Source organism: Euzebya pacifica (assembly GCF_003344865.1).
Taxonomy (GTDB): Bacteria; Actinomycetota; Nitriliruptoria; order Euzebyales; family Euzebyaceae; genus Euzebya; species Euzebya pacifica.
In genome coordinates, this window is the sequence record NZ_CP031165.1 from 2,710,454 (window position 1) to 2,735,437 (window position 24,984).

General features: G+C 71.0%; 19 protein-coding genes. 8 read left to right on the forward strand and 11 right to left on the reverse strand.

All coding sequences use genetic code 11. From position 1 onward, the window contains the following. Positions 1–9: 9 nt before the first annotated feature. The 3 genes from DVS28_RS11480 to DVS28_RS11490 form a co-directional block, all read right to left on the reverse strand. Positions 10–1,053 carry a serine hydrolase domain-containing protein gene (locus DVS28_RS11480; protein WP_114591571.1) on the reverse strand — a complete coding sequence of 348 codons (1,044 nt, stop codon included), beginning with the start codon at positions 1,051–1,053 and terminating at the stop codon, positions 10–12. 25 nt (positions 1,054–1,078) lie between these two features. After that, positions 1,079–1,765: a lysophospholipid acyltransferase family protein gene (locus tag DVS28_RS11485; protein WP_114591572.1), complete on the reverse strand. Its 687-nt coding sequence runs from the start codon at positions 1,763–1,765 to the stop codon at positions 1,079–1,081. A 253-nt stretch (positions 1,766–2,018) separates the two neighbouring features. After that, positions 2,019–3,293 (reverse strand): HNH endonuclease signature motif containing protein, encoded by a 1,275-nt coding sequence (locus DVS28_RS11490; protein ID WP_164710409.1) that lies wholly within the window; start codon positions 3,291–3,293, stop codon positions 2,019–2,021. A 278-nt stretch (positions 3,294–3,571) separates the two neighbouring features. Here DVS28_RS11490 and DVS28_RS11495 point away from each other — a divergent pair, with 278 nt between their 5' ends. Further along, positions 3,572–4,135: a hypothetical protein gene (locus DVS28_RS11495; protein WP_114591574.1), complete on the forward strand. Its 564-nt coding sequence runs from the start codon at positions 3,572–3,574 to the stop codon at positions 4,133–4,135. Between the two features lie 27 nt (positions 4,136–4,162). On the opposite strand, the gene DVS28_RS11500 is transcribed toward DVS28_RS11495, so the two are convergent. Continuing rightward, entirely contained in the window at positions 4,163–5,122 is a 960-nt protein-coding gene (locus DVS28_RS11500; RefSeq protein WP_114591575.1) for a potassium channel beta subunit family protein, read from the reverse strand. Positions 5,123–5,258: 136 nt separating this feature from the next. On the opposite strand from DVS28_RS11500, the gene DVS28_RS11505 reads away from it, so the two are divergent. After that, a complete protein-coding gene (locus DVS28_RS11505; protein ID WP_164710410.1) occupies positions 5,259–5,996 on the forward strand; it encodes an MBL fold metallo-hydrolase in 738 nt (245 codons plus the stop codon). Positions 5,997–6,035: 39 nt separating this feature from the next. Further along, a complete protein-coding gene (locus DVS28_RS11510) occupies positions 6,036–6,221 on the forward strand; it encodes a hypothetical protein (RefSeq protein ID WP_114591577.1) in 186 nt (61 codons plus the stop codon). Positions 6,222–6,243: 22 nt separating this feature from the next. On the opposite strand, the gene DVS28_RS11515 is transcribed toward DVS28_RS11510, so the two are convergent. From DVS28_RS11515 to DVS28_RS11535, 5 genes are all read right to left on the reverse strand, one after another. Then, positions 6,244–6,942, reverse strand: a complete 699-nt coding sequence (locus DVS28_RS11515; RefSeq protein WP_114591578.1) for a histidine phosphatase family protein — start codon at positions 6,940–6,942, stop codon at positions 6,244–6,246. A gap of 22 nt (positions 6,943–6,964) precedes the next feature. Continuing rightward, positions 6,965–9,154, reverse strand: coding sequence for a glycogen debranching protein GlgX (glgX, locus tag DVS28_RS11520; protein WP_216826567.1), 2,190 nt, complete (start codon positions 9,152–9,154; stop codon positions 6,965–6,967). Next, positions 9,151–11,601, reverse strand: coding sequence for a malto-oligosyltrehalose synthase (treY, locus tag DVS28_RS11525; protein ID WP_164710411.1), 2,451 nt, complete (start codon positions 11,599–11,601; stop codon positions 9,151–9,153). The genes glgX (DVS28_RS11520) and treY (DVS28_RS11525) overlap by 4 nt, the downstream gene beginning before the upstream one ends. After that, positions 11,598–13,478: a malto-oligosyltrehalose trehalohydrolase gene (gene treZ / locus DVS28_RS11530; RefSeq protein ID WP_164710412.1), complete on the reverse strand. Its 1,881-nt coding sequence runs from the start codon at positions 13,476–13,478 to the stop codon at positions 11,598–11,600. The genes treY (DVS28_RS11525) and treZ overlap by 4 nt, the downstream gene beginning before the upstream one ends. 78 nt (positions 13,479–13,556) lie before the next feature. Then, entirely contained in the window at positions 13,557–14,828 is a 1,272-nt protein-coding gene (locus DVS28_RS11535; protein WP_164710413.1) for an MFS transporter, read from the reverse strand. 213 nt (positions 14,829–15,041) lie between these two features. On the opposite strand from DVS28_RS11535, the gene glgX (DVS28_RS11540) reads away from it, so the two are divergent. The 3 genes from glgX (DVS28_RS11540) to DVS28_RS11550 are packed head-to-tail and all read left to right on the forward strand — an operon-like array spanning position 15,042 to position 20,759. Further along, a complete protein-coding gene (gene glgX, locus DVS28_RS11540) occupies positions 15,042–17,207 on the forward strand; it encodes a glycogen debranching protein GlgX (RefSeq protein WP_114591582.1) in 2,166 nt (721 codons plus the stop codon). Continuing rightward, positions 17,207–19,756: a malto-oligosyltrehalose synthase gene (treY, locus tag DVS28_RS11545; RefSeq protein WP_164710414.1), complete on the forward strand. Its 2,550-nt coding sequence runs from the start codon at positions 17,207–17,209 to the stop codon at positions 19,754–19,756. Before glgX (DVS28_RS11540) ends, treY (DVS28_RS11545) begins: the two co-directional genes overlap by 1 nt. Before the next feature lie 37 nt (positions 19,757–19,793). Beyond that, positions 19,794–20,759 (forward strand): DUF368 domain-containing protein, encoded by a 966-nt coding sequence (locus DVS28_RS11550; RefSeq protein WP_114591584.1) that lies wholly within the window; start codon positions 19,794–19,796, stop codon positions 20,757–20,759. 5 nt (positions 20,760–20,764) lie between these two features. On the opposite strand, the gene DVS28_RS11555 is transcribed toward DVS28_RS11550, so the two are convergent. Continuing rightward, positions 20,765–21,871, reverse strand: coding sequence for a glycosyltransferase family 4 protein (locus DVS28_RS11555; protein ID WP_114591585.1), 1,107 nt, complete (start codon positions 21,869–21,871; stop codon positions 20,765–20,767). A 116-nt stretch (positions 21,872–21,987) separates the two neighbouring features. Here DVS28_RS11555 and DVS28_RS11560 point away from each other — a divergent pair, with 116 nt between their 5' ends. Then, the gene (locus DVS28_RS11560; RefSeq protein WP_114591586.1) at positions 21,988–22,794 is read left to right on the forward strand and encodes an alpha/beta fold hydrolase; all 807 of its coding nucleotides are present in this window, start codon (positions 21,988–21,990) and stop codon (positions 22,792–22,794) included. 69 nt (positions 22,795–22,863) lie between these two features. Next, positions 22,864–23,898 carry a branched-chain amino acid aminotransferase gene (locus DVS28_RS11565; protein ID WP_114591587.1) on the forward strand — a complete coding sequence of 345 codons (1,035 nt, stop codon included), beginning with the start codon at positions 22,864–22,866 and terminating at the stop codon, positions 23,896–23,898. A 133-nt stretch (positions 23,899–24,031) separates the two neighbouring features. Here DVS28_RS11565 and DVS28_RS11570 read toward each other — a convergent pair whose 3' ends face one another. Beyond that, entirely contained in the window at positions 24,032–24,922 is an 891-nt protein-coding gene (locus DVS28_RS11570) for a TIGR01777 family oxidoreductase (RefSeq protein ID WP_114591588.1), read from the reverse strand. Positions 24,923–24,984 lie beyond the last annotated feature (62 nt).

The following is a 24,984-nucleotide window of genomic DNA, read 5'->3' on the forward strand; positions in this document are numbered from 1 at the left end:
TTCCGGGGGTCACATTCGGGCTAGTCCGTCCACCGCTGCTTCGAGCTCGTCCAGCGCTCCGGGCCGCGGGACGCGGGCGGTGACCAGCCCGACGGAGAGGCCCGACCGGTGGTCGTGCCATGCCGAGCAGCCCCCGATCCCTCCCATCCCGAACGCGACCTCGTCCACGACGGTGCCGAGCGCCCAGTCGTAGTGGCCGCCCATGGCCAGGTCCTGACCGGAGGTGTGGGCGGTCCACGACCGCTGCTGCAGCTCAAGTCCGAGCGTGGCCCGGCCCCATTCACCGGCCCATGCGGCGTACATGCGGGCCAGCCCGGCGGCCGACGCCCAACCGGTGACCGCTGGGGCCAGCGGGGCGTTGGCAGGGGTGAGGGCGTTGACCCAAGCGACGTCACGCAGCGGTTCGAGCTGGTTGAGCAGCCGGGTCAGCAGCGGCGGCCGGCCCGGGCCGAGGGCGGCCAGCACGCCGTCGGGGTCAGTCAGCGGGACGGCGTCGGCGGGTGGGCTCATCACGAGGTCCAGCCCGAGCGGACCGGCGACCGTCTGCTGCCACAGGTCATCGATCCGGCTGCCGGTGGCGTGCTGGAGGATCGCGCCGACGACGTGCCCGTAGCTGTAGACGTGCTCGCAGGGGGTGCCGGCTTCTGCCCAGGCGGGCTGGTCGGCCAGCCGCGCCGTGGCCTTGTCGAGGTCTGCCAGAATCCCAACGTCGATCGCCCCGTCCGGCCAGCCGGGCACGCCGGCGCCGTGGGACAGCGCCTGGGCCACGGTCACCTCGCCCTTGCCGTGGACACCGAACGCCGGCCACACGTCGGCGACGGGGGCGTCGAGGTCGAGGAGGCCGCGCCCCGCGGCGACGACGGCGGTCAGACCGACCGCGGCCTTGGTCACCGAGTACAGGAAGACCGGGCTGTCGACGGACATCGGTCGTGGCCCCGGGCCGGCAGCCAGCGACACGACGGTTCGTCCGTCGCCGTCGACGACGTGGAGCGCGAGGGGATGCTCGCGGGCGGCTGCCTCGAACGCGTCCTCGACGTCGGTGATGGTCGTCACGACAGCCCCCTGTGGGTCGTGCTGGTCAGCCGTCCAGCTGCGGCATGTAGGTCGGGTCGATGGCGCGCAGGTCGTCGGTGGCCTGCTGGATCAACGCCTCGGTGGCCTCCTTGACCTTCCGGGCGTTGCCGCGGTGGTCGTCACCGGTCAGCCACACGGGCTGGTCGCTGAGACGGCACACGACGGTGCGGCGACGCAGCGAGAAGGAGGGGACCTTGCGCCCCTTCGGCCACACGCGTTCGGTGCCGACCAGGGCGATCGGCATCACGGGGACGTCGGAGGCCACCGCGAGGCGAGAGACTCCTGTGCGGACGGGGCCCATCGACAGGGGCTCGTCGGGATCCCAGTGCACCGTGCCCTCCGGCATGATGCAGACGCTGTCGCCGGACTTGAGGGCGTCGACGGCAGCGGACAACGAGCCGACGGGGTCGGTCTTGCGGTACACGGGGATGGCGTCGATCACCGAGACCGCCCAGCCGTAGACCGGCATCTTCCAGAACTCCGAGGCGATCATGATCCGGGCGTACCAACGGAAGTGCTCCAGCCCGATCACGGCCAGCGGGAAGTCGTACACCGACCGGTGGTTGGCCGACATGATCCACGCCGGATGGTCGTTGATGCAGGCGCCGCCTCGGAACTCGAAGCGGATGAACGGCAGGCTCAGGAGCCACAGAAGACGCGAGATGCCTCGCAGGAGCAGCTGGGGACGCATGACACCACCCTACGCATCCGTAGGTTGGGAAGGAGCAATCCCCATCCGGCCTGTCGGGCAGGGTCGCGTCTTCCGCTCTGAGTGCCTCCCGGCTTGTTCGAACAGCGCCGTCGGCGGGGCACGGCTGGCCTCGCGTCCAGGCTGTTCGGTCGCACCTTGCAGCGACAACTGTTGGGGTTGGGGTTGTCCGTCCGTTCGAGTTCCGGGAGGGCTTGGCGGACTCGACGATGGATCGTTCTCCGGAACCCGGCGGTCATGCAGCTTCCGCCGGTGGGTCTCGGCTGATCTCGACGCCGGTTTGGGTGGTCCAGGTGCGTTGGCCGGGTGGGCCGAGCAGCCGGTAGTGGCGTCTGGATTTCTGTCGGTGATGGGTGGTGCAGAGCCAGGCGAGATCGGACAGTCGCGTCTGTTTGGTGATGGCCCAGCCGGTGACGTGGTCGATCTCCAGCAGGTGGTCGGCGGTGCAGCCCGGCACCTCGCAGCAGTAGCCGCGGGCCTCGAGGGCGGTGCGCTGGTGGGCGGTGACCTGCCGGCCGAGGTGGGCGACGGTCACATCCTGTCCGTTGGTGATGACGTAGGTGATGTGGGCGTCGGGGATCTGCTCGCGGACGGCGGACAGGGCGACCGGTCCGATGCCAGCGATCTCGCAGGTCTCGCCGTCATGCACCTCACCCCGTACGAGTGCCGAGCCGTCGACGCGGATGATCACCTTGGTCTGCCGACCCGTCCGTGATGGTTTCCTTGCCGGTGTGCGGGGGGCGTCGGGCACCTGTTCGCTGCCGTCGGCCTGTCCACTGATGGTGGTGGCGTGTCCTTCGAGGAGGTTGAGGAGGGCGTCGAACCGGTAGCAGGCATCGTCCTCGCGTCGGCCGGCGGCATGGGCGGTCCGGAACACCGCGTCGTGCTCACCACGCAGCGCCGCCTCGATCCGTGCACCCAGATCGCCGGGGCCGGACAGGAACGCTTTCCATTCGCCGTCGGTTTCGGTCCACGATCGGAACGCCCGTCGGGTCAGGTGCCGACGGCGGGTGATCTCGGGGTCGGGGTCGGCTGCGGTGCGGATGTCGCGGGCCTTCTTCCGCAGCTCGGCCAGCGTCTGCGCACCCGCCCCGCCGATCAGCTCGCCCGCCTTCTCCGGCGCATCAGCGACCGTCTCGGAGACCACGACGGCCTGGTCGGTCGACAGGGTCCCGTCGGTGACGGCCTTGTCCACATCGGGCTGGTTCACCAGCTGCTCGGAGGTCTTCAGCACCTTCTTCGCAGCTGCGGTGGAGATGCCGGTCGCGGCGGCGATCAACGACGCCGCGTCCTTCGCCCCGGCGGTCTCGTGTGCAGACGTCTCGGCAGCGCGTCGGGCGGCCCGGGTGAGCATCCCGTCGACCAGCCGACCCGCACGACCCAGATCCACCACCAACCCCGCCACGTCACCATCGGGGATCTGGTCGGGGTCGAACCGGCTGGCGAGGGTGTGGAGGTGGGTGACCAGCTCGGTCACCTCACCCGCCTCGACCACCCCTTGCCCACCCATGTCCCCGACCCCAGTTCTCGCTGTCCCGATCGTGTGTTCGAGTATACCGCAGTGGGGGTCTCGGATCGCCTGTTTCCCCAGCTCAGAAGCTATTTCGGATGAAATATCAGTGGTGATCATCTCTGCTTCGTGGCTGCTGTTGGACGGTGTCATCCAGTGTTGGGAACCACCCGGCACCACGTGACGTCGTACCGGTTCCTCGGGGTGGGCGACCACGCCACGTTGACGAGAACGGGGGTCTACCATCGGCAACGGCGGGCGAACGATGGGGGCTGAACGTGATCGAACGGATGGACGCGCTGGACGCGCTGGACGCCAAGGCGTACCGAGTGGTCCTCGGCGCCATGCAGACGGAGCGGGGCCGCGTGGACGACTCGGGCTGCGTCGTCGTCACGCATACCCAGCGGGCTCGTGCTGTTGGCTGGACGCTCGTGTCGGTCCTCGCCCTTGCTTGGGTGGTCGCGGTTGTTCTCGAACCCGTCCTGCTCGGGCCCGCCCTGCCAGTGCTCGTCGGGGCCGGCCGGCTGGTGTGGATGCGGCAGGGCATCATATCGGTGACCTTCGATGACCTCGGCCTGGCCCTCCCGGGACGGCCTGCCCAGCGGTGGTCATGGGACGAGGTCGAGTCTGTCGAGGTCATCCGGCGTGGCGAGGAGCCGGATGTCCGTGTCTGGGTCCACGGTCGTCGCAGTCCGCTGATGGTCAGCGGCCCAGGCCTGCTGGCAACAGGTGGGTCCGCGGCCGAGATGGCCCAGCAGGCAGCGGGCCGAGCCGGCGTCCCCGTGATCCAGACCCTGCCCCGATCAGACCCCAATCGGACACACGAACGCCCCCGCCGATGACGGGGGCGTTGGCAGGTGCTGGACGGCCTAGCCGAAGATCTCGTCGATCCGGGTCATGACCTCGTCGTCGAGGTCGGCCAGGACGTCGAGGGCCTTCATGTTCTCCGTGACCTGCTCGGGACGGCTGGCCCCGGTGATCACCGTGGACACGTTCGGGTTCTTGGCGCACCAGGCGATGGAGAGCTGGGCCAGCGTGCAGCCGAGGTCGTCGGCGACGGTCTTCAGCTCGCGCACCTTGGCGTTGGTCTTCTCGTTGGTCAGCATCTTCTGCAGCCACTCGTACCCCGGCAGGGTCGCGCGGCTGCCCTCGGGCACCCCGTCGAGGTACTTGCCGGTCAGCAGTCCCGACGCCAGCGGTGACCAGGTCGTGAGGCCCAGCCCGATGTCGTCGTACAGCCGCGCGTACTCCTCCTCGACCTTGTCGCGCCAGACGAGGTTGTACTGCGGCTGCTCCATCACCGGCTTGTGCAGGTGGTGCGTCTCGGCGATGTGCCACGCGGCGCGGATCTCGTCGGCGCTCCACTCCGAGGTGCCCCAGTACAGCGCCCGGCCCGAGCTGACGATGTCGCTCATCGCCCAGACCGTCTCCTCGATGGGGGTCTCGGGGTCGGGGCGGTGGCAGTAGATCAGGTCCAGGTGCTCCAGGCCCATCCGCTCCAGCGACGGGTCGATCGCCTCCATGAGGTACTTACGGTTCAGCGTGTTCTTGCTGTTCACGCCGTCCTTGATGCCCCAGAAGAACTTGGAGGAGATGACGTAGCTGTGCCGCTCCCAGCCGAGCTTCTTGATCGCCTCGCCCATGATCGTCTCGGACTTGCCGTCGGAGTAGATCTCGGCGTTGTCGAAGAAGTTGACGCCGTGCGCGTAGGCCTCCTCGAGGCAGTCGGCCGCCTTGGCGACGTCCAGCTGGGGACCGAACGACACCCACGATCCGAAGGAGAGCACGCTCACCTTCAAGCCGGAGCGTCCCAGTCGGCGGTAGGTCATGTCGGTCACGTCGATGCCTCGCAGTCAGTGTGAATTCGAACCGTCGGGCAGCCTACTGGTGGCCCGACCTCGTGCATCCCTTACATGCCACGAGAAGGGGTGGTCGCACACCCTCGTGCGTGAAAGGATCGCCCCCATGGAGACCATCGCAGACGGCATCATCCGGCTCGGCAGCCGGCTGCACAACTTCTACCTGCTGATCGAGGGCGGAAAGGCCACCGCCATCGACGTCGGCTGCTCGGGAGACCTCGGCACCCTCGTCGAGGGGCTGGCCGCCGAGGGGCTGACGCTGGACGACGTGGAGGGGATCGTGCTCACCCACGCCCATGCCGACCACGCCGGCGCCGCGCGCGAAGCCGCCGACAAGGGGGTGACGGTCCACGCACACCGCGACGAGGTCGACCGCCTGCTCGGCAAGTACGAGGGGAAGGAGGCCATCACGCCGCTGGACCTCCCGCTGTGGAAGCCGGCGGTGTGGACCTTCCTGTCCACGCTCGCCCGCCGAGGCGTCCTCAAGCAGCCACGCCTCATCGACGTCACCGAGTTCGACGACGGCGACACCCTCGACCTGCCGGGCAAGCCCGTCGTGATCCACACCCCCGGCCACACCGAGGGTCACACGGCCTTCCACGTCCCGGACAAGAAGGTGCTGTTCTCCGGTGATGCGATGGTCACCATCGGCCTGATCGGTCCCGGACCGGGCCCGCAGCTGATGCCCAAGCAGTTCCACAACGACGTCGACCTGGCGACCGCCTCGCTCGAGCGCCTGGAGGGCATCGAGGCCGACATGGTCCTCCCCGGCCACGGCGACGCCTACAAGGGCACACCCGAGTCCATGGTGGAGAAGGTCCGGGCCCGCCTCGGCGCCGCCTGAGTCGCGGCCGCATCCACCCGGCGGGGGTACCGTGTGGCCATGGACAGCTTGCAGACGATGCGTTGGATCCTGGTCAGCATGACCGCTGCGGCGGGCGTGGTGGCGTTCGCCCTCGGCTACGTGATCCCCGGGATCATCCTGCTGTTCGGCGTGTCCCTCCACGTCATGCACTGGTACGCCCACCGCAACGGCCTGCTGGGCACTGGACCGACCGACACCCAGTGACCGGCCCGGCCCCTCACAGGGGTCAGGCGGTGACGGCCTCCCGTGGCAGGTGTGCCACGTCGGAGAAGTACTCCAGCGACCAGATCGCCCCGCCGGCGATGGGCCTGGTTCGCAGGACGGTGACCGACGCGTGGTCGCAGGGGAACCGCTCCCACTCCCACGGCTGCGGTTCGAGGCCAAGCAGGTGGCTGGTGACCACCGAGTTCGTGCCGGCGTGGGCGAACATCAGCAGCGACTTGTTGGCGCGTTCCTTCTCGTACCAGAGGTTGTCGGGGTCTCCCCGGTGCCGTTCGATGCCCTGATCGGCCAGGAACCCGTCGAGGCCCTCCGTGACCCGTCGGTGGAAGTCGATGAAGCGTTCACCACCGGGTGAGCCGTTCCACCACTCGTCCCGCGGACGGGCGCGCATCTCGGAGATGATCCGGACGACCTCGGTCTCGGGCTGCCCCTCCCAGTGATCGGGCGACCCGATCTCCAGCAGCCACGGCAGCACCTCGGCCTCGGCGCCCAGCACCGATTCCACCGCGGCGGCCGTCTCGCGGGTGCGCCGAGCAGGAGAGGTGATGAGGGCATCGAAGTCGGGTGACTCCTCGCCTGCCAGCCACTCGGCCAGCCGTTCGGCCTGCATGCGACCCAGCGGCGTCAGCCCGGGGCTGTTGGTCGAGGTTCCATCGGGGTTGGCCCACGCCGGTTGGGCGTGGCGCACGAGCACGAGTTCCATGGCCGAGAACCCTATCGGCCCGTCATCGGGTCGTCGTCGCGGCCGAACGCAGCAGGATCACGAGCGACCGTCCCTCGACGTCGAGGGTCTCCGGCGCCGCTGGCGGGTCGGCCAGCCATCCCTCGCCCGCCGTGTCCACGACCACGGTCCAGCTGTCACCGAGCGCCGCCGGCAGCTCGAAGGGCACGGTGTCCGGCGCGGCGTTGAAGATCACCATCAGGTCGTCGTCGACGATCGGTTCGCCCTGCGGCCCCGGGGTGTCGATGCCACGGCCGTTGAGGAAGACCGCCAGGGAGCGGGCATGCCCGACGTCCCAGTCGTCGTCGTCCATCTCCTCACCGTCGGGTCGGAACCAGCCGATGTCGTCCAGCTTGGTCCCGCGGATGCTGCGGCCCTCGAACCAGCGGCGGCGGCGCAGGACGGGATGCGCCTTGCGGAAGGCGATCAGCTGGCGGCTGAAGTCCAGCAGGTCCTCGTCGGGGCCGCCGTCGGCGTCGCCGTTCCCCCAGTCGAACCAGGAGATCTCGTTGTCCTGGCAGTAGGCGTTGTTGTTGCCGCCCTGCGATCGGCCCATCTCGTCGCCGCCGAGCAGCATCGGGACGCCTTGGCTGAGCAGGAGGGTGGCCAGGACGTTGCGCTGCTGGCGGGCGCGCAGGGCCAGCACCTCGGGGTCGTCGGTGGGGCCCTCCTCACCGTGGTTCCACGACCGGTTGTCGTCGGTCCCGTCGTTGCCGTCCTCGCCGTTGGCCTCGTTGTGCTTGTCGTTGTAGCTGACCAGGTCGGCCAGGGTGAAGCCGTCGTGGGCGGTCACGAAGTTGATGCTGGCGACCGGCCGGCGGGTGTCGGACTGGTAGAGGTCGCTGGACCCGGTGAACCGCTGGGCGAACTCGCCGAGCGTGGCCGGCTCCCCGCGCCAGAAGTCGCGTACGGTGTCGCGGTAGCGGCCGTTCCATTCCGACCAGACCGGCGGGAAGTTGCCGACCTGGTAGCCGCCCTCGCCGATGTCCCACGGCTCGGCGATCAGCTTGACCTGCGAGATGACCGGGTCCTGCTGGATGATGTCGAAGAAGCCGCTCAGCTTGTCGACGTCGTGCAGCTCACGGGCGAGGGTGGAGGCCAGGTCGAAGCGGAACCCGTCGACGTGCATCTCCGTCACCCAGTACCGCAGCGAGTCCATGATCAGCTGCAGCACGAACGGGCTGCGGGCGTCCAGGGAGTTGCCCGTCCCGGTGTAGTCCATGTAGTAGCGGGGGTCGTCCTCCATCAGCCGGTAGTAGGCGGCGTTGTCGATGCCGCGCAGGCTGAGGTGTGGGCCCAGGTGGTTGCCCTCGGCGGTGTGGTTGTAGACCACGTCGAGGATCACCTCGATGCCCTCGGCGTGCAGGGCCTTGACCATCTGCTTGAACTCCTGCACCTGCCCACCGACCCGTGGGGTCGAGGCGTACTCCTCGTGCGGCGCCAGGTAGGCGATGGAGTCATAGCCCCAGTAGTTGCGCAGCCCACGCTCCTCGAGGTGGGCGTGGTGCACGAACTGGTGCACCGGGAGCAGCTCGACGGCGGTCACGCCGAGGGAGCGGAGGTGCGCGATCGCCGGTTCGGTCGCCATGCCGGCGTAGGTGCCCCGCAGGTTCTCGGGGATGTCGGGATGGGAGGCGGTGAAGCCCTTGACGTGGACCTCGTAGATGACCGACTCGTGCATGGGGGTGCGCAGCAGCCGGTCGCCCTCCCAGTCGAACCACGGGTTGACCACGACGCTGCGCGGCACGAACGGTGCGGAGTCGTCGTCGTTGCGGCTGTCGGGATCCCCGAAGGTGTAGGCGAACACCGCCGGGTCCCACTCGTAGCTGCCGGCAACCGCCTTGGCGTAGGGGTCCAGCAGCAGCTTGGCGGGGTTGAAGCGGTGCCCGGTGGCCGGGTCGTACTCGCCGTGCACCCGATAGCCGTACCGCGTGTCCGGGCCGACGTCGGGAAGGTAGGCGTGCCAGCAGTAGCCGGTCACCTCTGCCATGGGGACGCGTCGTTCGCCGCCCTCGTCGTCGAACAGGCGCAGGTCGACGGCCTCGGCGTGTTCGCTGAACAGCGAGAAGTTCGTCCCGACGCCATCGAAGGTGGCCCCCAGGGGGTAGGGGGTACCGGGCCAGACCCGCAGGGGCTGCTCGCCCTCGCCGTCGGTCGAGGGCGCGGACGCCGGCGGGGTGGTGGGGTTGGTCACATGCACTCCAGGAGGGCTACGGGAAGGATGGCAAACGCGTCGGACAGCCGGACACGGCCGTCGACGACTGGGAGGGAACGATCGGTCAGCACGTCGGTGACCCGGCCGACGTCGCCGACGTGGACGACGGTGTCGTCCCACACCTCGCCGATCGGCCAGCCGCCGTCGGCCAGCGCGAGCGGCAGACGAGTGGCCAGGGCGACCACGGACGGCAGCGTGCCGGGCTCGGGCACCCCGAGGGGACCGTCGGTCGAGGCGGTGCGTCGCAGGGCCGCGACGTGATCGGCCGCCGTGCCGTCGACCCGGGGGGTCTCGCAGCGGGTCGACAGGAACACCGCGGACAGGTCACGACGGGCCCGCAGGGCCCGCTGGGTCACCAGCGCCTTGACGGCGCCGTCCTGCCAGGTGTCGCGAAGCTCCTCCGGGTCGAGGGTCTCGGCGCGGTCGCGCAGCTTCTCCAGCCGACCGACGTCCAGCGGTCGGCGGTTGTCCGGATCGGTCAGGCTGCCGTCCCACGTCTCGCAGCCGCGGTAGACGTCTGGCACGCCCGGGGCCGCGATCTTCAGCAGCACCTGCGCGAGGCTGGTGCAGGCGGCGGGAACGGCGATCCGCTCGACCAGCGCATCGATCTGGGTGCTGGCCGGCCCGTCGGCCAGCAGGGTGTCCAGCCATGCGAACACCGCGTCCTCGTACGGCTCGTTGGGGTCACGATGGGTGGTGTGCAGGGCGGCTTCTCGCAGCGCCTTGCGAGTCGAGTCGACCAGCCGTTCGCGGTGGGCTGCGGGGTCCTCTCCCGGCTCGAGGTCGCGAGTCGCCAGGACCGTCTGCAGCAGCAACCAGCGGGCGTGACCGTCCACCGCGTCGGCAGCCGAGCCGACCGACACCGCCTCGAAGAGGTCGACGAAGGCATCCGGGACCTCGGCGAGGGCGGTCAGGCGGGCACGGACGTCCTCGCTGCGCTTGGTGTCGTGGGTGGATGTCGTCGTGCCGGCCAGCGGGCTCCGCACGGCCCGGGTGGTCAGGAAGTCGGTGACCGTGTCGGGGGACCAGACTGCATCCAGCAGGGCCGCATCGGCGCCGACCTCGCACAGCCCCGACAGGGCGACGTCGCGGAACAGCAGCCGATCCTCGAACCCCTTGGCGGCGGCCGGTCCGGTCAGCTGCTGCCAGCGCAGCAGGGCCGGTCGCCCCTCGTCACCGAGCAACAGCCCCGCGACGGGCACGGCCTCGGGTGCGCCGGCCTCGTCGGCGGCACGGGCCGCAGCCCCGATGGCCGAGCGGTCCGACTCCGACGGCTCGCCCTCCGGGCCGACGTAGGTCCGGTAGCCGTGCAGGTGGGCGGTGAGATAGCGCACCCCACGGCGAAGCATCGCCTCGGAACGGCCGCCGGAGATCGGCAGCAGGAGCGCGACGATGCGGTCGACCTCGGCCACGAAGAGCTCGTCCATCGCGGCCAGCTTCGACCGGGCCAGCCTGGCGCGGGTCCCCAGAGGGACGCCGGTCTGCTGGGCGAAGGCGCGGCGCAGGGCCTGGTGCCCGGACGGGTCGGTCAGCCACGACTGCAGGGCGGCGTTGACCTCGTAGCCGGTGGTGCCGTCGACGGGCCAGCCGGGCGGCAGCAGCTCGCCGGACTCCACGATCTTCTCCACGACCAGCCAGCGGTCCTCACCGATGCGGTCGCGCAGGGTCTCGAGGTAACCGGCGGGATCGCGCAGCCCGTCGATGTGGTCGATCCGCAGGCCGTCGACGGTGCCCTCGTCCACCCAGCGGAGGATCGTGGCGTGGACGGCGTCGAAGACCTGGGGCTCCTCCACGCGCAGGCCGGCCAGCTCGTTGACGGCGAAGAACCGCCGCCAGTTGAGGATCTGCTCGCCGTGCTGCCACTCGTGCAGGGCGTAGTGCTGCTGGGCCAGCACCTGCTCGACCGGCGCGTCGATGTCGGTGTCGGGGGCCAGCGGCAGGCGCAGCTCGTGGTGGACCAGCATCCCGTCCTCGACCCGCAGGTCGCCGTCGGCGATCGCCTGCTCGACCGATGTGCCGAGGACGGGCAGCACCAACGGGCCGGCGTCGAAGTCCACGTCGAAGGTCCTCGCATGCGGCGAGGCGGGCCCCCGGGCCAACAGGTCCGCCCACCACGGGTTGTCGGGCGAGGCAGCCATGTGGTTGGGGACGATGTCCAGCACGAGCCCCATGTCGTGGGCGTCGACGGCGGCGCGCAGGGCCGCCAGTCCCTCCTCACCACCGAGCTCGGGGTTGACCCGGTCGGGGTCGACCACGTGGTATCCGTGCGTCGCGCCAGCGGGGACCTCCTGGATCGGGGAGGCGTACACCCAGTCGACGCCGATGGCGTGCAGGTGGGGGACCAGGGCGGCAGCGTCGTGCAGCGTGAAGGCGTGCGTCAGGTGCAGCCGGTATGTCGAGGTGGGGACTGCGGTTCGGCGGGTCACGGTGCTCCAGTGGGGGAGGAGTGGGTGGATGCAGGGGTGGGCAGGACGCTCGGGGCCGTGGTGGGGACGCCGAGGACGACGACGCTGCGGGGTGGGACGACGTGGTCGTCGGGCTGGCCGGGGCCGCCGTACCGCACGTCGGCGGTGGACAGCAGGACTCGTCCGGCGGAAGGCACGTCGATGGGGCTGTCGGTGAGGTTGCCCCAGACCTCGACTTCCCACGCCGGCATCTCGTGACCGGGCGGGCGGCGTCGCATCCGGACGACCCCGTCGGCGACCACCTCGGCGTCGAGCAGGTCCCGGCGGCCGGCCGACAGCGCCGGTTCGGTGCGGCGCAGGGCCAGGAGGTCCTGCCACAGGGTGCGTCGTTGCCGACCGTCGACGCTGGTGGCCGCCGACCGGTCCAGCGTCGAGCCGAGGAAGGTCTCCATGGCCAGGGGGTCGGGCACCTCGCCCTGCCACGAGGAGAAGTACTCGAACTCCCGGCGACGGCCGTCGCGGATCGCCTGCCGCAGCTCCTCCCCGGGCATGTCGGAGAAGAAGGCGAACGGCTTCGTCTCGCCGTACTCCTCGCCCTGGAACAGCATCGGCGTGTGCGGCGACACGCACAGCAGCGCGGCGGCGACCCGGACCATGTCGGCGTCGACCAGCGTGGTCAGGCGGTCACCGGCGGCCCGGTTGCCGACCTGGTCGTGGTTCTGGATGCACGCGACGAGACGCCTCGAGGACACGTCGTCGGGGACCGGTGCACCGACGACGCGGTCGCGGAAGGTGCTGTGCACGCCGTCGTGCACGAGGCCGTTGGTCCAGGCCCGCACGAGCTTCGCCAGCGGATCGACGTAGTCGACGTAGTACCCGTCGGTCTCGCCGGTGACGGCGACGTGGATGGTGTGGTGGACGTCGTCGGCCCACTGGGCGTCCAGCCCCATGCCACCGACGGAGCGGGGTCGGATCCACGAGGGGTCGTTGCGGTCGGTCTCGGCGATCAGGTGCAGCGGCCGGCCGGTGCGCTCCGACAGGTCGGTGACGGCGTCGGCCAGCTCGGCCAGGAGGTGCGTGGCGCTGCCGCGGTCGTCCAGCGCATGCACGGCATCCAGTCGCAGGCCGTCGATGCGGTGGTCCCGCAGGAACGCCAGGGCGCTGCCGAGGACGAATTCCCGTACCGGCCCCGACTGCGGACCGTCGAGGTTGATCACCCTGCCCCACGTCGACTCGGCGTCGGACTGCAGGTACGGCCCGAAGCGGGGAAGGTAGTTGCCGCTCGGCCCCAGGTGGTTGTGGACCACGTCGAGGATGACCGCCAGCCCCACTCGGTGGCAGGCGTCGACGAACGCCGCCAAGCCGTCGGGCCCACCGTAGGCCTGGTGGACCGCCCACCAGGCAACCCCGTCGTATCCCCAGTTGTGGGCGCCGTCGAAGCCGTTGACCGGCATGACCTCCACGTGGGTCACCCCGAGGTCGACGAGGTCCTCGAGATGCTCGGTGGCCGCGGCGAAGGTCCCCTCCGTGGTGAACGTGCCGATGTGCAGCTCGTAGATCACGCCGCCGGTCACCGGCGTCGCGCGGAACCGATCGGCCTCGAACGCCCACGTCCGGGGGTCGACGACCGCCGACGGACTGTGCACCCCGTCGGGCAGCCAGCGTGCCGCTGGATCAGGCAGCGGGTCGTCTCCGTCGAGGCGGTAGGCGTACCGGGTGCCGTGGGCGGCGACGGCCGAGGCGTGCCACCAGCCGTCGCCGGCGTCGGCCATCGGCCGTTCCTCACCGGCAACGACCAGGACCACCTCCTCGGCGGCCGGGGCCCAGAGGCCGAAGGACGTGACGGTGTCGTCGATGGGACGGGCACCGTGGTGGCGGGGGAGTGGGAGGTCGGACACGCACGCCGTGATACCCCACACGGGCCCAACGGTCACCTGTTCGCCTCGTGTCATGCGGTCACCCGGGCAGGCGGGGGTTCACGCGACCTCGGGAGCGGACTCCTCCAGCTCCAGGCCCTTGGTCTCGGGCAGGAACCGGTAGCCGATCATCGAGATCGCGCACGGCACCGACACCACCCACGACGCGACCGAGAACGACCCCGACACGTCGGCAACCCAGCCGAACAGCAGCAGCCCGACCACGGCGCCCACGGTGGTGCAGGCCGTGATCCAGCCCGCCGCGGTGGCACGGATGGAGGTCGGGAAGATCTCCGCCGCGGTGGCCCCGACGGCGGGGGCGTAGCTGGAGCCGATGAACAGGCTGAGGACGTAGCCGACCAGCGCCCCCCATGCGCCGGCGGAGTAGGTCAGCACACCGCAAGCGGCCAGCCCGACCTTGGTCCACATGGCCGTGGGGATGCGCCCGTAGCGGTCCGCCAGCCGCACCCCGATCGCCAGGCCGGCCGCACCGAGGATCGCAGCGAAGGGGATGACGAGGGCGAGGGTGCCCGGCGAGACCCCGGCGACCTGCTCGGCGTACAGGAACAGGTAGGTGTTGACCGGTCCGGTCAGGAACGCCACGAAGAACGTGAGGGTGCACAGCAGGACGAGGCGGCCACGAAGCTCCGGGGGGACGCGTCCCAGCCGCTTGCTGGTGGCAGCGTCGGCCTCGACCAGCCGCGCCGACCGGTCGGGCTCGGTCACGAGGCGGGCGACCAACGGCAGTGTCAGCAGCAACGGCACGGCGATCAGGAAGAGGGTTCGGAAGCCGATCTCGCCGTCGGTGATGCCGCGCAGGACGACGGGGATGCCAGCGCCGGTGCCGTAGCCGACCGTCACGAGGGCGATGGCCTTGGACCGGTCGACGGTGGCGACCTCCTCAGAGGCGATCACCCCGGCGACGGCGTTCGTGGCCGACATCAGCGGCCGTGCGAGGGCCAGGAGGGCGACGAACCACCAGAACGTCGGCATGCCCGCGGACGCGGCGGTCAGCACGAGGGCGACGGCCGTCGTGGCCAGCAGGACCACACGCCGGCCGTGGCGGTCGGCCTGGCGGGCCAGGGGGAGCGCGGCGAGGGACGCCAGGCGGATGACGCCCAGCCCCAGCCCGAGCACCGTGCCGGACAGTCCGGCTTGCGCGGTGATCGATCCGTCCGCGCCCTCGGTGACGGTGCCGAAGGCCGCGGCGATGTCGGGGAGGGCCGCGGTGGCGGAGAACTGCGCGAACCCGGCGTAGGCGCTGAAGACGGCGGCCACCACGACCGAGGGGTGCAGCCAGCCGTAGACACGGGGAGCCCCCGTGTCGGGCACGGACGAATGGTCGTCGGCAGGAGGGGCAGCCAAGAGGAGGGTGTCCTGGTGTCGAGGAGGGTGTGTCGGGAGGCGGTCTGCCGCCACGTCCGGGCAGCGGCCCGAAGCGTAGCGGCGCCATCAGCCGTGCTCGTCGACCGGGGGCGGGACGTGCGATCGCCCCAGCGACCCCGCCGCCGAGATCTGCTGGTGCTGTGGAACAGTAGGTGGCGCATGACCGCCACCGACGACACCCGCCTGATGACCTGGCCCGGCCGGCCCTACCCGCTTGGTGTGCACTGGGACGGTCGCGGCGTGAACGTCGCGGTGTTCTCCGAGGTGGCCGACGCGGTGGAGATCTGCCTGTTCGGCGATGGTCCGCAGGCCGACCACGAGACCCGGATCGAGCTGCCGGAACGCACCGGCTTCACCTGGCACGCCTACCTGCCCGGCATCGCGCCGGGCCAGCGGTACGGCTTCCGGGTCCACGGCCCGTGGGCCCCGCGGGGTGGGGTCCTGTGCAACCCGGCCAAGCTGCTGATCGACCCCTACGCACGGGCGATCGACGGCGACATCACCTGGAATCCGGCCTGCTTCGGATTCGATGCCGTCGATCCCATGCGCCCCCAGACCACCGACAGCGCGCCGTACGTGCCGAAGTCCATCGTCGTCAACCCGTTCTTCGACTGGCGTGACGACCGACCGCCGTCGCGGCCGTGGTCGGAGACGATCATCTACGAGACCCACGTCAAGGGTGCGACGGTCCGCCATCCCGGCGTGCCCCGCCGGGTGCGGGGCACCTATGCGGGGCTTGCGTCAACCGCGATGGTCGAGCACCTCGTGGACCTCGGCGTGACGGCCGTGCAGCTGCAACCCGTCCACCACTTCCTCACCGACCATTTCCTGTGGAAGAAGGGGTTGTCGCAGTACTGGGGCTACAACTCCATCGGCTACCTCGCCCCCCACGCCGGCTATGCCTCCCAGGGGCGGCTCGGCCAGCAGGTGTACGAGTTCAAGGCGATGGTCGCCGACCTGCATGCCGCCGGGCTCGAGGTCATCCTCGACGTGGTCTACAACCACACCGGCGAGGCCGACCACCGCGGCCCCACCGTGTCGCTGCGTGGCATCGACAACCCGTCGTTCTACCGGCTGGACCCCGAGGACCCTCGGCGCTACGTCGACTACACCGGCACCGGCAACTCCATGAACGTGCAGCACCCCAACGTGCTGCAGCTGATCATGGACTCGCTGCGGTACTGGATCACCGAGATGCACGTCGACGGGTTCCGCTTCGACCTCGCGGCGACCCTGGCCCGCGAGCTGCACGACGTCGACCGGCTGAGCGCGTTCTTCGACATCATCCAGCAGGACCCGGTCATCTCCCAGGCCAAGCTGATCGCCGAGCCGTGGGACGTCGGCGAGGGTGGCTACCAGGTCGGCAACTTCCCCGTCGGCTGGACCGAACTCAACGGCAAGTACCGCGACAGCGTCCGGGACTGGTGGCACGGTGACGGGGTGGTCGGTGGGCTGGCCAGCCGCCTGTCGGGCTCCTCCGACCTGTACGCCCACAACGGCCGTCGGCCCTACGCCTCCATCAACTTCGTCACCGCCCACGACGGCTTCACCCTGGCCGACCTCGTCAGCTACGAGCGCAAGCACAACGACGCCAACATGGACGGCGGCACCAGCGGCGAGGACCACAACCGGTCGGCCAACCACGGCGTGGAGGGGCCGACCGACGACCCCGAGGTCCTCGGCCTCCGCGCCCGCCAGCAGCGCAACTTCCTGGCGACGCTCCTCCTCAGCCAGGGGGTGCCGATGGTGCTCGGCGGCGACGAGATGGGCCGGACGCAGCACGGCAACAACAACGCCTACTGCATCGACTCGGGCCTGACCCACTACGACTGGCTGCAGACGCCCCAGTCGACGCGGTTGCTGGACTTCACGACACGGCTCATCGAAGTTCGCCGACGCCACCCGGTGTTCCGCCGGCGGTCCTACTTCACCGGAGAGGAGGACCTGCACTGGCTGCGCCCGGACGGGCAGGCGATGCATGCCGACGACTGGCACAGCCCGGACAGCCATGCGCTGGCCTTCTACCTCAACGGCGAGGAGATCCCCAGCCGTGACGACCGCGGCCGGCGGACCGTCGACGACAGCTTCCTGGTGCTGCTGAACGCCCACCAACACGGCATCGACTTCGTGCTGCCCGGTCACGACTACGGCCATCGCTGGCGCACGGTCATCGACACCGCCGAGCCGGAGCTCCTCGAGGCCGACGCCCCGTTGGTGGAGGCTGGTGCGACGCTGCCCCGGATCGACCGTTCGCTCCTGCTGCTGCGCCGTATCGTGCCGGCCGGCCCCCATCCGAACCGACCACTCACCGAATCGAGACGATGATGAGCCGTCCCGTGGCCACCTACCGGCTGCAGCTCACCGAGGACCAGCCGTTCGCCGCTGCAGAGGCGTTGCTGCCCTATCTCGACGACCTCGGGATCAGCCACATCTACTGTTCGCCGGTGCTGAAGGCGCGACCGGGCACCCGGCACTTCTACAACGTCGCCGACCACACGCTCGTCGACCCGGTCCTCGGCGGCGAGGCCGGGCTGCGCCAGCTGGCCGCCGCCGCCCACGACCGCGGGATGGGGCTGGTCGGCGACATCGTCCCCCACCACATGGGGGTGGGGCCGTGGTCACCGCTGTGGGAGCGGCTGCTGACCGAGGGCCGCTCCAGCGTGGCCGCGAAGTTCTTCGACGTCGACTGGGAGACCCCCCTGCCGGGGGCAGCCGACAAGGTCATCATGCCGGTGCTGGCGGACTCCTACGGCGATGCGCTGGCCGCGGGCGACCTGACGCTGGTGGAGGTCGACGGCCACCCGCGGGTGGCCTACGGCGACCTGACGTTCCCGGTGAACGCCGATTCGGCGAAGGCGCTGGAGCGCACCGGCCTGGAGGGCATCGCCGGCATCCCCGGACAGGCCCGGTCGTGGCAGCGCATGCACTCGCTGCTCGAGCAGCAGCACTACCGGCTCGTGTCCTCCACCGCAGGCATCCGGCTGGTCAACTATCGCCGGTTCCTCGACGTCGACGAGCTGGCCGCCCTGCGGGTCGAGGACGACACCGTCTTCGACACGACCCACGAGCTCATGGTCCAGCTGGTCACCGACGGGGTCTTCGACGGCCTGCGGATCGACCACATCGACGGCCTGGTCGACCCCGGTAGGTACCTCCAGCGCCTGCGTGACGCGGTCGGTCCCGACACCTGGATCGTGGTGGAGACCCTGACGTCACACGATCAGCGCCTGCACGAGGGCTGGCCGGTCGACGGCACCACGGGGTACGAGGCGTTGCGCGCGACGCTCGGCGTGCAGGTCGACCCGGCGGGGCTGCGACAGATGGCCCAGGTGGCCGGGGCGCACGACGCCCTGCCCGGCCCCGAGGACCGCTGGCGGATGAAGGTCGACGTGCTCGACGTCGAGCTCGGCCCCGACCTGCGGCGCTGCGCCCGCGTGGTCTGGACGGCCTGCCAGGACGAACCGACTGTTCGCGACGTCGACTACCGCACGTTGCTGGAGGCGGTCAGCCGGCTGGCCACGTCGTTGCCGCGCTATCGCAGCTACGTCGACCCGCAGACGGGAGAGTCCACCGAGGCCGACCGCGAGACCGTGGCCGCAGCGGTCCGCATGGCCCGACGCGAGGTCGGCCGCGGGACGGTGCCCGACCGGTTGTGGACCCACCTTGAGGCGCTGCTGACCGGACAGGTCCGCTGGACCGCCGCAGCAGGCGAGGCGGTCACGCGGTTCCAGCAGCTGACCGGACCGGTGTCGGCGCTGGGCCTGGAAGAACGGCTGTTCCACCGGCACCACGCCCTGGTGGCGGCCTGTGAGCTGGGCTGCGATCCCGACGACGTGGCCCGGACCCTCCCCGCGTTCCACGCGGAGGTCGAGGCGATGCCGCACGCCGGCATGCGGACCACGGCCACCCACGACACCAAGCACAGCGAGGACGCCCGCCTGCGCATGGCGGCCCTGACCGGCATGGCCTCGGACTGGGCGATCGCCGCGTCCACCCTCGTGTCGCGAACCTCGCCGCCGAGCCGCTCGCTGGCGCTGCGCCTCCTCCAGGTGGCGATCGGGGTGTGGCCGGCCACCGACGACGGGTCGACCCCGCTCGCGGAGGTCATGGACCCTGCGCTGCCCGACCGATTCGCCACCTACGCGGTCTGGGCCGCCCGGCTGGCCGACCAGATCACCAGCGACCGCACGCCGGACCTGGATGCCGAGGCGGCCGTTCGCCGGTGGTGTGCGCTGGTGTGGGACCCGGAGGGCCCCATCGTGCCGACGCTGCGACCGCTGGCGCTGCGCGCCGCCGAGATCGGCATGGCGGCGAGCCTGTCGATGTCGTTGACCCGCCTGGCCCTTCCCGGCGTGCCCGACACCTACCAGGGCACCGAGCGCTGGGACGACTCCATGAGCGACCCCGACCAACGGCGCCCCGTGGACTTCGAGGACCTGGCGTCCGCCGTCGACGGCCTGCGGCCCGCGCACGCCGGCGGGTTGTGGTCGGCGCGTCGCGATGGTCGAGTCAAGCAGCACGTGGTGCGGACCGCGCTGCGCCTGCGGCGGGACATCCCCGACCTGCTCGGCCCCGATGCGGGCTACCGGGCCATCGAGGCGTCGGGACGCTGGGCGGAACACACCCTGGCGTTCGCCCGTGGTGACGTCGACGACCCCGATGTGGTGGTCGTGGCGCCGCGGGCCTTCGGTCGCATCACCGACGGCGGTCGGTTCGACCCGCTGGGCCGCATCTGGGCCGACACCGACCTTGCCCTGCCCGAGCAGACGACATGGACCGACGTGCTGACCGGGCACACTCGTCAGGGGGGACGCCTTGCCGCTGCCGAGCTGCTGGCCAACCTCCCCGTGGCGCTGCTGCTGCGGCAGCGCTGACCCCGGTCGTCCCGACCCCGATCCACCGAGTGCACCCGTGACCCACACCGCCGACGTCGCCCCAACCGGCGGCCGCATGCCCAACGACACCGCCCCCTCGACCATCGGCCTGCGGGTGCTGCAGGGCATGGGGATGGGCACCGCTGACGTCATCCCGGGTGTCTCGGGCGGCACCGTGGCGCTGATCCTGGGCATCTACACCCGGCTGATCGGGGCGATCCGCACGCTGGCACAGTCACCGACTGCGCTGCTGCGCGGCGACGTGACCTCGGCGGGGGAGCGGTTCCGCGCGGTGCCGTGGCCGTTCGTGCTGCCCGTCGGCGTCGGCATGGTGCTGGCGCTCGGGCTCGGTTCGGTAGTGCTGCCGCCGCTGCTGGAGACCTACCCCGTCGAGACCTCGGCGCTGTTCTTCGGCCTCATCGTCGGATCGTTGTCGGTGCCGTGGTCGCAGGCGGTCGAGGCGAACGGGTCGGCGTCGCGCGCGCCGCTGGTCGCGTTGGCCGTGGTGTTCGCCGTCGCCGCGTTCCTGCTGACCGGGCTCCCCGAGATCGTCATCGACCATCCTCCGCTGTGGCGGGTGTTCCTGTCCGCGTCCGTGGCGATCTGCGCGATGATCCTCCCCGGCGTCAGCGGCGCGTTCCTGTTGCTTGCCCTCGGCATCTACGAGCCCACGCTGGAGGCCGCCAGCGATCTGGACGTGCCCTACGTCGCCACGTTCGTGGCCGGCGCCGTCGTGGGGCTGGGCGCGTTCTCCAAGCTGCTTTCGCACCTGCTGGAGCACCGCTTGGCCGTCACCATGGCCGCGTTGACCGGCCTCATGGTCGGCGCGCTGCGGGTGCTCTGGCCCTGGAACGAGGAGGGCACGCTGCACGGCCCCGACGGATCGGGCGAGGCCGTCGTTGCCCTGCTGATCGGCCTGGTCGGCTTCGCCATCGTCCGCGGCCTCCTGCTGCTGGGTCGTCGCACCGGCCACCCCGCGGAGCACACCGACGTGATCCAGTAGCCCCGTCAGCCCCCGCGGCCGGGCGCGACGGCGGTGTAGACGTTCCGGTAGCGCCGGGCGGTCGCCGGCCACGACAGCTCCTCGGCGCGTGCCAGACCGGCTCGTGCCAGCCGTTCCCGCAGCGGGCGGTCGACCAGGAGTCGCCGCAGGGCGCTTCGCAGGGCGGTGGGGTCATCGGGGGGCACGCGCAGCCCGACACCGTCGGGCACCAGGTCGCGCAGGCCACCGACGTCGCTGACCACGACCGGCGTACCGGCCGCCATCCCCTCGAGCGCGGCCAGGCCGAACGGCTCGTACAACGACGGCACGACGACGATGGTGGCCGAGGCGAGCAGCCTGGCCAGCGCGGGCTGGGGGAGATGCCCCTCGAAGCGGACCCGGTCGTGCGCCTCGCGCCGCAGGGCCGGGCCATGGGACCCGCGTCCGGCGATCCGTACGTCCAGCGGCAGGTCCTCTGTCGCCGCCATCAGGACCTGTGCGCCCTTCTCGTACTCCAGTCGCCCGGCGACGACCACGCGGTCGTGTCGGCGTCGCACCCCGGGCGGTTGCCAACGGGCCGGATCGACACCGTTGGGGATGACGTCCGCGGCCGGCGCGCCGAGCCAGTCCGTCACCGCCTCCACCATCGGGGTCGAGCACACGACGACACGGTCGGCCAGGCCCACGAGCGCCCGTTCCTGGGCGTCGATCCAGGCGGAGATGCCTGGAGGCAGGTGCCCCTGGTGCCTGCCGCGCTCGGTGGCGTGGACGGTGGCCACGACCGGCACGCCCATGGCACGTGCCAGGACTCGTGCGGCATGGCCGGCCATCCAGTCGTGCACGTGGAGCACGTCCACGGCCACGTCGCTGGTCAGGGCCCGCTCGGCCATCGCGATGTTCGCGTCCAGCACGTCGGCCAGCCAGCGGTCCTCGGGCAGCAGTTCGGGTGGGGCGGCAGCACGCAGCACCCGCAACCGGTCGGGGGCGGGCGGGTCGGGCTCCGATGATGCCGGGGTCAGGACGGTGACGTCGACGCCGTCAGCGGCCAGCGCGGCGGACAGGCCCTCGACGTGTCGGCCCAGGCCGCCGAACAGCCTGGGCGGGTACTCCCAGGCCACCTGCAGCACGCGCATCGGCCGGGACGGTACAGGCCCGGGCGGGTCCCGCCGAAGACGACCGGCAGCACACGCCAATCGGCAGAGAAACCCTCAATTGGCAGAGGAGGCCTCCACTTCCGTAGCTTCGTGGCATGGAGTCCTACCTCGCCGATCACGTCACCCGCGTCGGAGCCGGCAACGGCGAACCGTTGCTCCTGATCCACGGCCTCGGCCACTGCAAGGAGGCGTGGGATCCCGTCATCGGACTGCTCGGCGCCCGCTTCGACGTGGCAGCGATCGACCTGCCCGGGTTCGGTGGCGCACCCGCGCTGGAGGAGACGCCGGACGACCACAGCCTCTCGGCCTTCTGCGAGCAGGTCATGGACGGCCTGGGCTGGGACCGCGCCCACGTGGCCGGCAACTCCCTCGGCGGGCTGATCGCCATCCGCATGGCCAGCCGGGGCAGGGCGCTGTCGGCCACGGCCCTGTCGCCCGGCGGCATGATCCGCGGGTGGGAGAAGCCGTGGGCCCGTGGGATGTTGCGGGTCGCCAAGCACGTCCCGTCGCGGCTGCTGCCGCTGGGCGTCTTCTCCGACACGGCGCTCGGCCGGAAGGCGCTGCTCGGATTGATGTTCGGCAAGCCGGGCCGGATGACCCCGTCCTACGCACGGTCGGCGATGGCGGCACCTGCCCGGGCGACGGTGTTCGAGGAGACGCTGGACGCCGTGGACGAGATCGACCACCTCCCACCCCCGACGGTGCCGGTCACGATCGCTTGGGGCAGCCGGGACATGCTGCTGTTCCCGTGGCAGGGCCAGCGCTGGAAGGCCACGCTGCCCGACGCCCGCCTGGTGACCCTGCGGGGGCTCGGGCACGTGCCCATGCCCGACGACCCCGGCTTGGTCACCGACGTCATCACCCGCACCACCGAGCTCGCGCAGGACGCCCCCTCGACCTGATCGGGTGAGCCGGGTCCGTCCGGCCGGCCGGAGTGGCGTACGCACTGGCCCGGTCATCTGCCCTACCCTGTGCAGACCACGTACACACCGACTCAGGAGGACACCGTCGTGGCGACGTCGTTCGGATCCGCATTCGCGAAGGTCATGGCAATGGCCACCTTCACCGACGGGGCGTTCGACGAACCGGTACTGGGGCCCGTGGAGCCGCTGCAGCTGTCCCCGGCCGCCCACGTCCTGCACTACGGCTCGGCGTGCTTCGAGGGCATGAAGGCCCACAAGGGCGCCGACGGCACGGTGCGGATCTTCCGCCTCGACGCCCACGTCGCCCGCATGCAGCGGTCCTGTCGTGCGCTGTACCTGCCCGTGCCCGACGCAGACGTCCTGTCCGGCATGATCACCGACGTGGTGCGGGCCAACCTCGAGGAGGTCCCCGACCCGCCCGGCGCGTTGTACCTGCGCCCGGCGATGATCGGCACCGAGCCCAACATCGGCGCGGCCGCCCGCGCGTCCAACCAGGGGATGCTGTACGTCCTGGCCTCACCGGTCGGCGACTACTTCGACTCCTCCAAGACCCTCGTCCTGGGCGTCGAGACCGACCTGCCCCGCACCACGCCCCAGTTCGGTGAGGTCAAGACCGGCGCCAACTACGCCATGGCGCTCGGCGTGACCCGCCGCTACGCCGCGGAGCACGGCACCGACCAGGTCCTGTTCGCCCCCAACGGCGAAGTGCAGGAGACCGGCGCAGCCAACTTCATGATGATCGACGACCGCACGATCATCACGCGGGCGCTGGACTCCTCGTTCCTGCACGGCATCACGCGCGACTCGGTGCTGACGCTGGCCAAGGAGCACGGCTTCGACGTGGAGGAGCGGACGATCACGGTGGAGGAGATGACCAGCCGGATCGACACCGCCGAGTGCGCGCTGTCGGGTACCGCGGCCGTCCTTGCGCCGGTCGGGGCGTTGGTCGTCGACGGCGAACGGCTGACGGTCCGCGACGGTCAGCCCGGCCCCCGGACCACCGAGCTGCGGACGGCCCTCACCGCGATCCAGCGGGCCGAGGCCGCCGACACCTTCGGCTGGACCACCCCCGTCACCGCCTGACCCACCCGCGTGTCGGACAACGGGCCGCCCGTCGTGAACACCCGACAAGCGGTGTGGTCGGCCGACGGGCACGATCGGACGCGTGTCGGGAAACAGGCCGCCCGTCGTGAACACCCGACAGGCGGCCGGGGTGTCAGCGTCCCAGGACGTGGCGCAGGGCCGGGCCCAGGTCGGGGAAGGCGAACTCGTAGCCGTCGGCCAGCAGCCGCACGGGTTCGACCCGCTGGGAGTGGAACAGCAGCGCGTCGGCCAGCTCGCCCAGCAGCAGCTTGGGCCCGAAGGCGGGCACTGGCAGGAACGCCGGCCGGTTCAGCACGTCGGCCAGCACCTCGGTGAACTCCGCGTTGGTCGTCGGGTGCGGGGCCGTGACGTTGTAGGCGTCGTTGGCGTCGTCGTTGGACAGCGCCCACCGGACGGCCCCCGACACGTCGTCGATCGCGACCCACGGCCACCACTGCTCACCGGAGCCGAAGCGGCCGCCCGCACCCAGCTTGAACAACGGCAGCATCTTCTGCAGGGCGCCTCCCGACGGGTCCAGCACGATGCCGAACCGCGGGTGGACGACCCGGACACCGGCGTCGCGGGCAGGCTCGGCGGACTCCTCCCAGACCTTGACGACCTCGGCCAGGAAGTCATCGCCCGGCGGGGTCTTCTCGGTGATGACCTCGTCGCCCCGATTCCCGTAGAGCCCCACCGCGCTGGCGGAGATCAGGACGCGGGGACCACCGTCGGCCTTCGCAACGGCCTCGGCGATCGTCGTTGTGCCCTGGCGGCGGCTCTCCATGATCCGCTGCTTCTGCTTGTCGGTCCAGCGGCCTGCGCCGATGGACTCACCCGCGAGGTGGATGACGGCGTCGACACCGCGCAGCGCGGAGGGATCGAGCGGTCCCTCGGGGCGCCACCGGATCTCGCCGGCGTTGGCGTGGCGGCGCACCATCGGCACGACCTGGTGCCCGTCGGCGAGGAGGTCGGCGGACAGCCGCGAGCCGATCAGGCCGCTGGATCCGGTCATGGCGATCTTCATGTGTGTCTCCGGGGGGTGGGGAGTTGGTCCTGGGCCGACAGGCGGGTCTGTGCCGGTGTCCG

Coding starts and splice junctions, on each gene's coding strand:
- DVS28_RS11570 (WP_114591588.1), bottom strand. CDS start 24,922: ATGAAGATCGCCATGACCGGATCCAGCGGCCTGATCGGCTCGCGGCTG.
- DVS28_RS11490 (WP_164710409.1), bottom strand. CDS start 3,293: ATGGGTGGGCAAGGGGTGGTCGAGGCGGGTGAGGTGACCGAGCTGGTC.
- DVS28_RS11510 (WP_114591577.1), top strand. CDS start 6,036: ATGGACAGCTTGCAGACGATGCGTTGGATCCTGGTCAGCATGACCGCT.
- glgX (WP_114591582.1), top strand. CDS start 15,042: ATGACCGCCACCGACGACACCCGCCTGATGACCTGGCCCGGCCGGCCC.
- DVS28_RS11500 (WP_114591575.1), bottom strand. CDS start 5,122: ATGACCTACCGCCGACTGGGACGCTCCGGCTTGAAGGTGAGCGTGCTC.
- DVS28_RS11555 (WP_114591585.1), bottom strand. CDS start 21,871: ATGCGCGTGCTGCAGGTGGCCTGGGAGTACCCGCCCAGGCTGTTCGGC.
- DVS28_RS11505 (WP_164710410.1), top strand. CDS start 5,259: ATGGAGACCATCGCAGACGGCATCATCCGGCTCGGCAGCCGGCTGCAC.
- DVS28_RS11560 (WP_114591586.1), top strand. CDS start 21,988: ATGGAGTCCTACCTCGCCGATCACGTCACCCGCGTCGGAGCCGGCAAC.
- treY (WP_164710414.1), top strand. CDS start 17,207: ATGAGCCGTCCCGTGGCCACCTACCGGCTGCAGCTCACCGAGGACCAG.
- DVS28_RS11485 (WP_114591572.1), bottom strand. CDS start 1,765: ATGCGTCCCCAGCTGCTCCTGCGAGGCATCTCGCGTCTTCTGTGGCTC.
- DVS28_RS11515 (WP_114591578.1), bottom strand. CDS start 6,942: ATGGAACTCGTGCTCGTGCGCCACGCCCAACCGGCGTGGGCCAACCCC.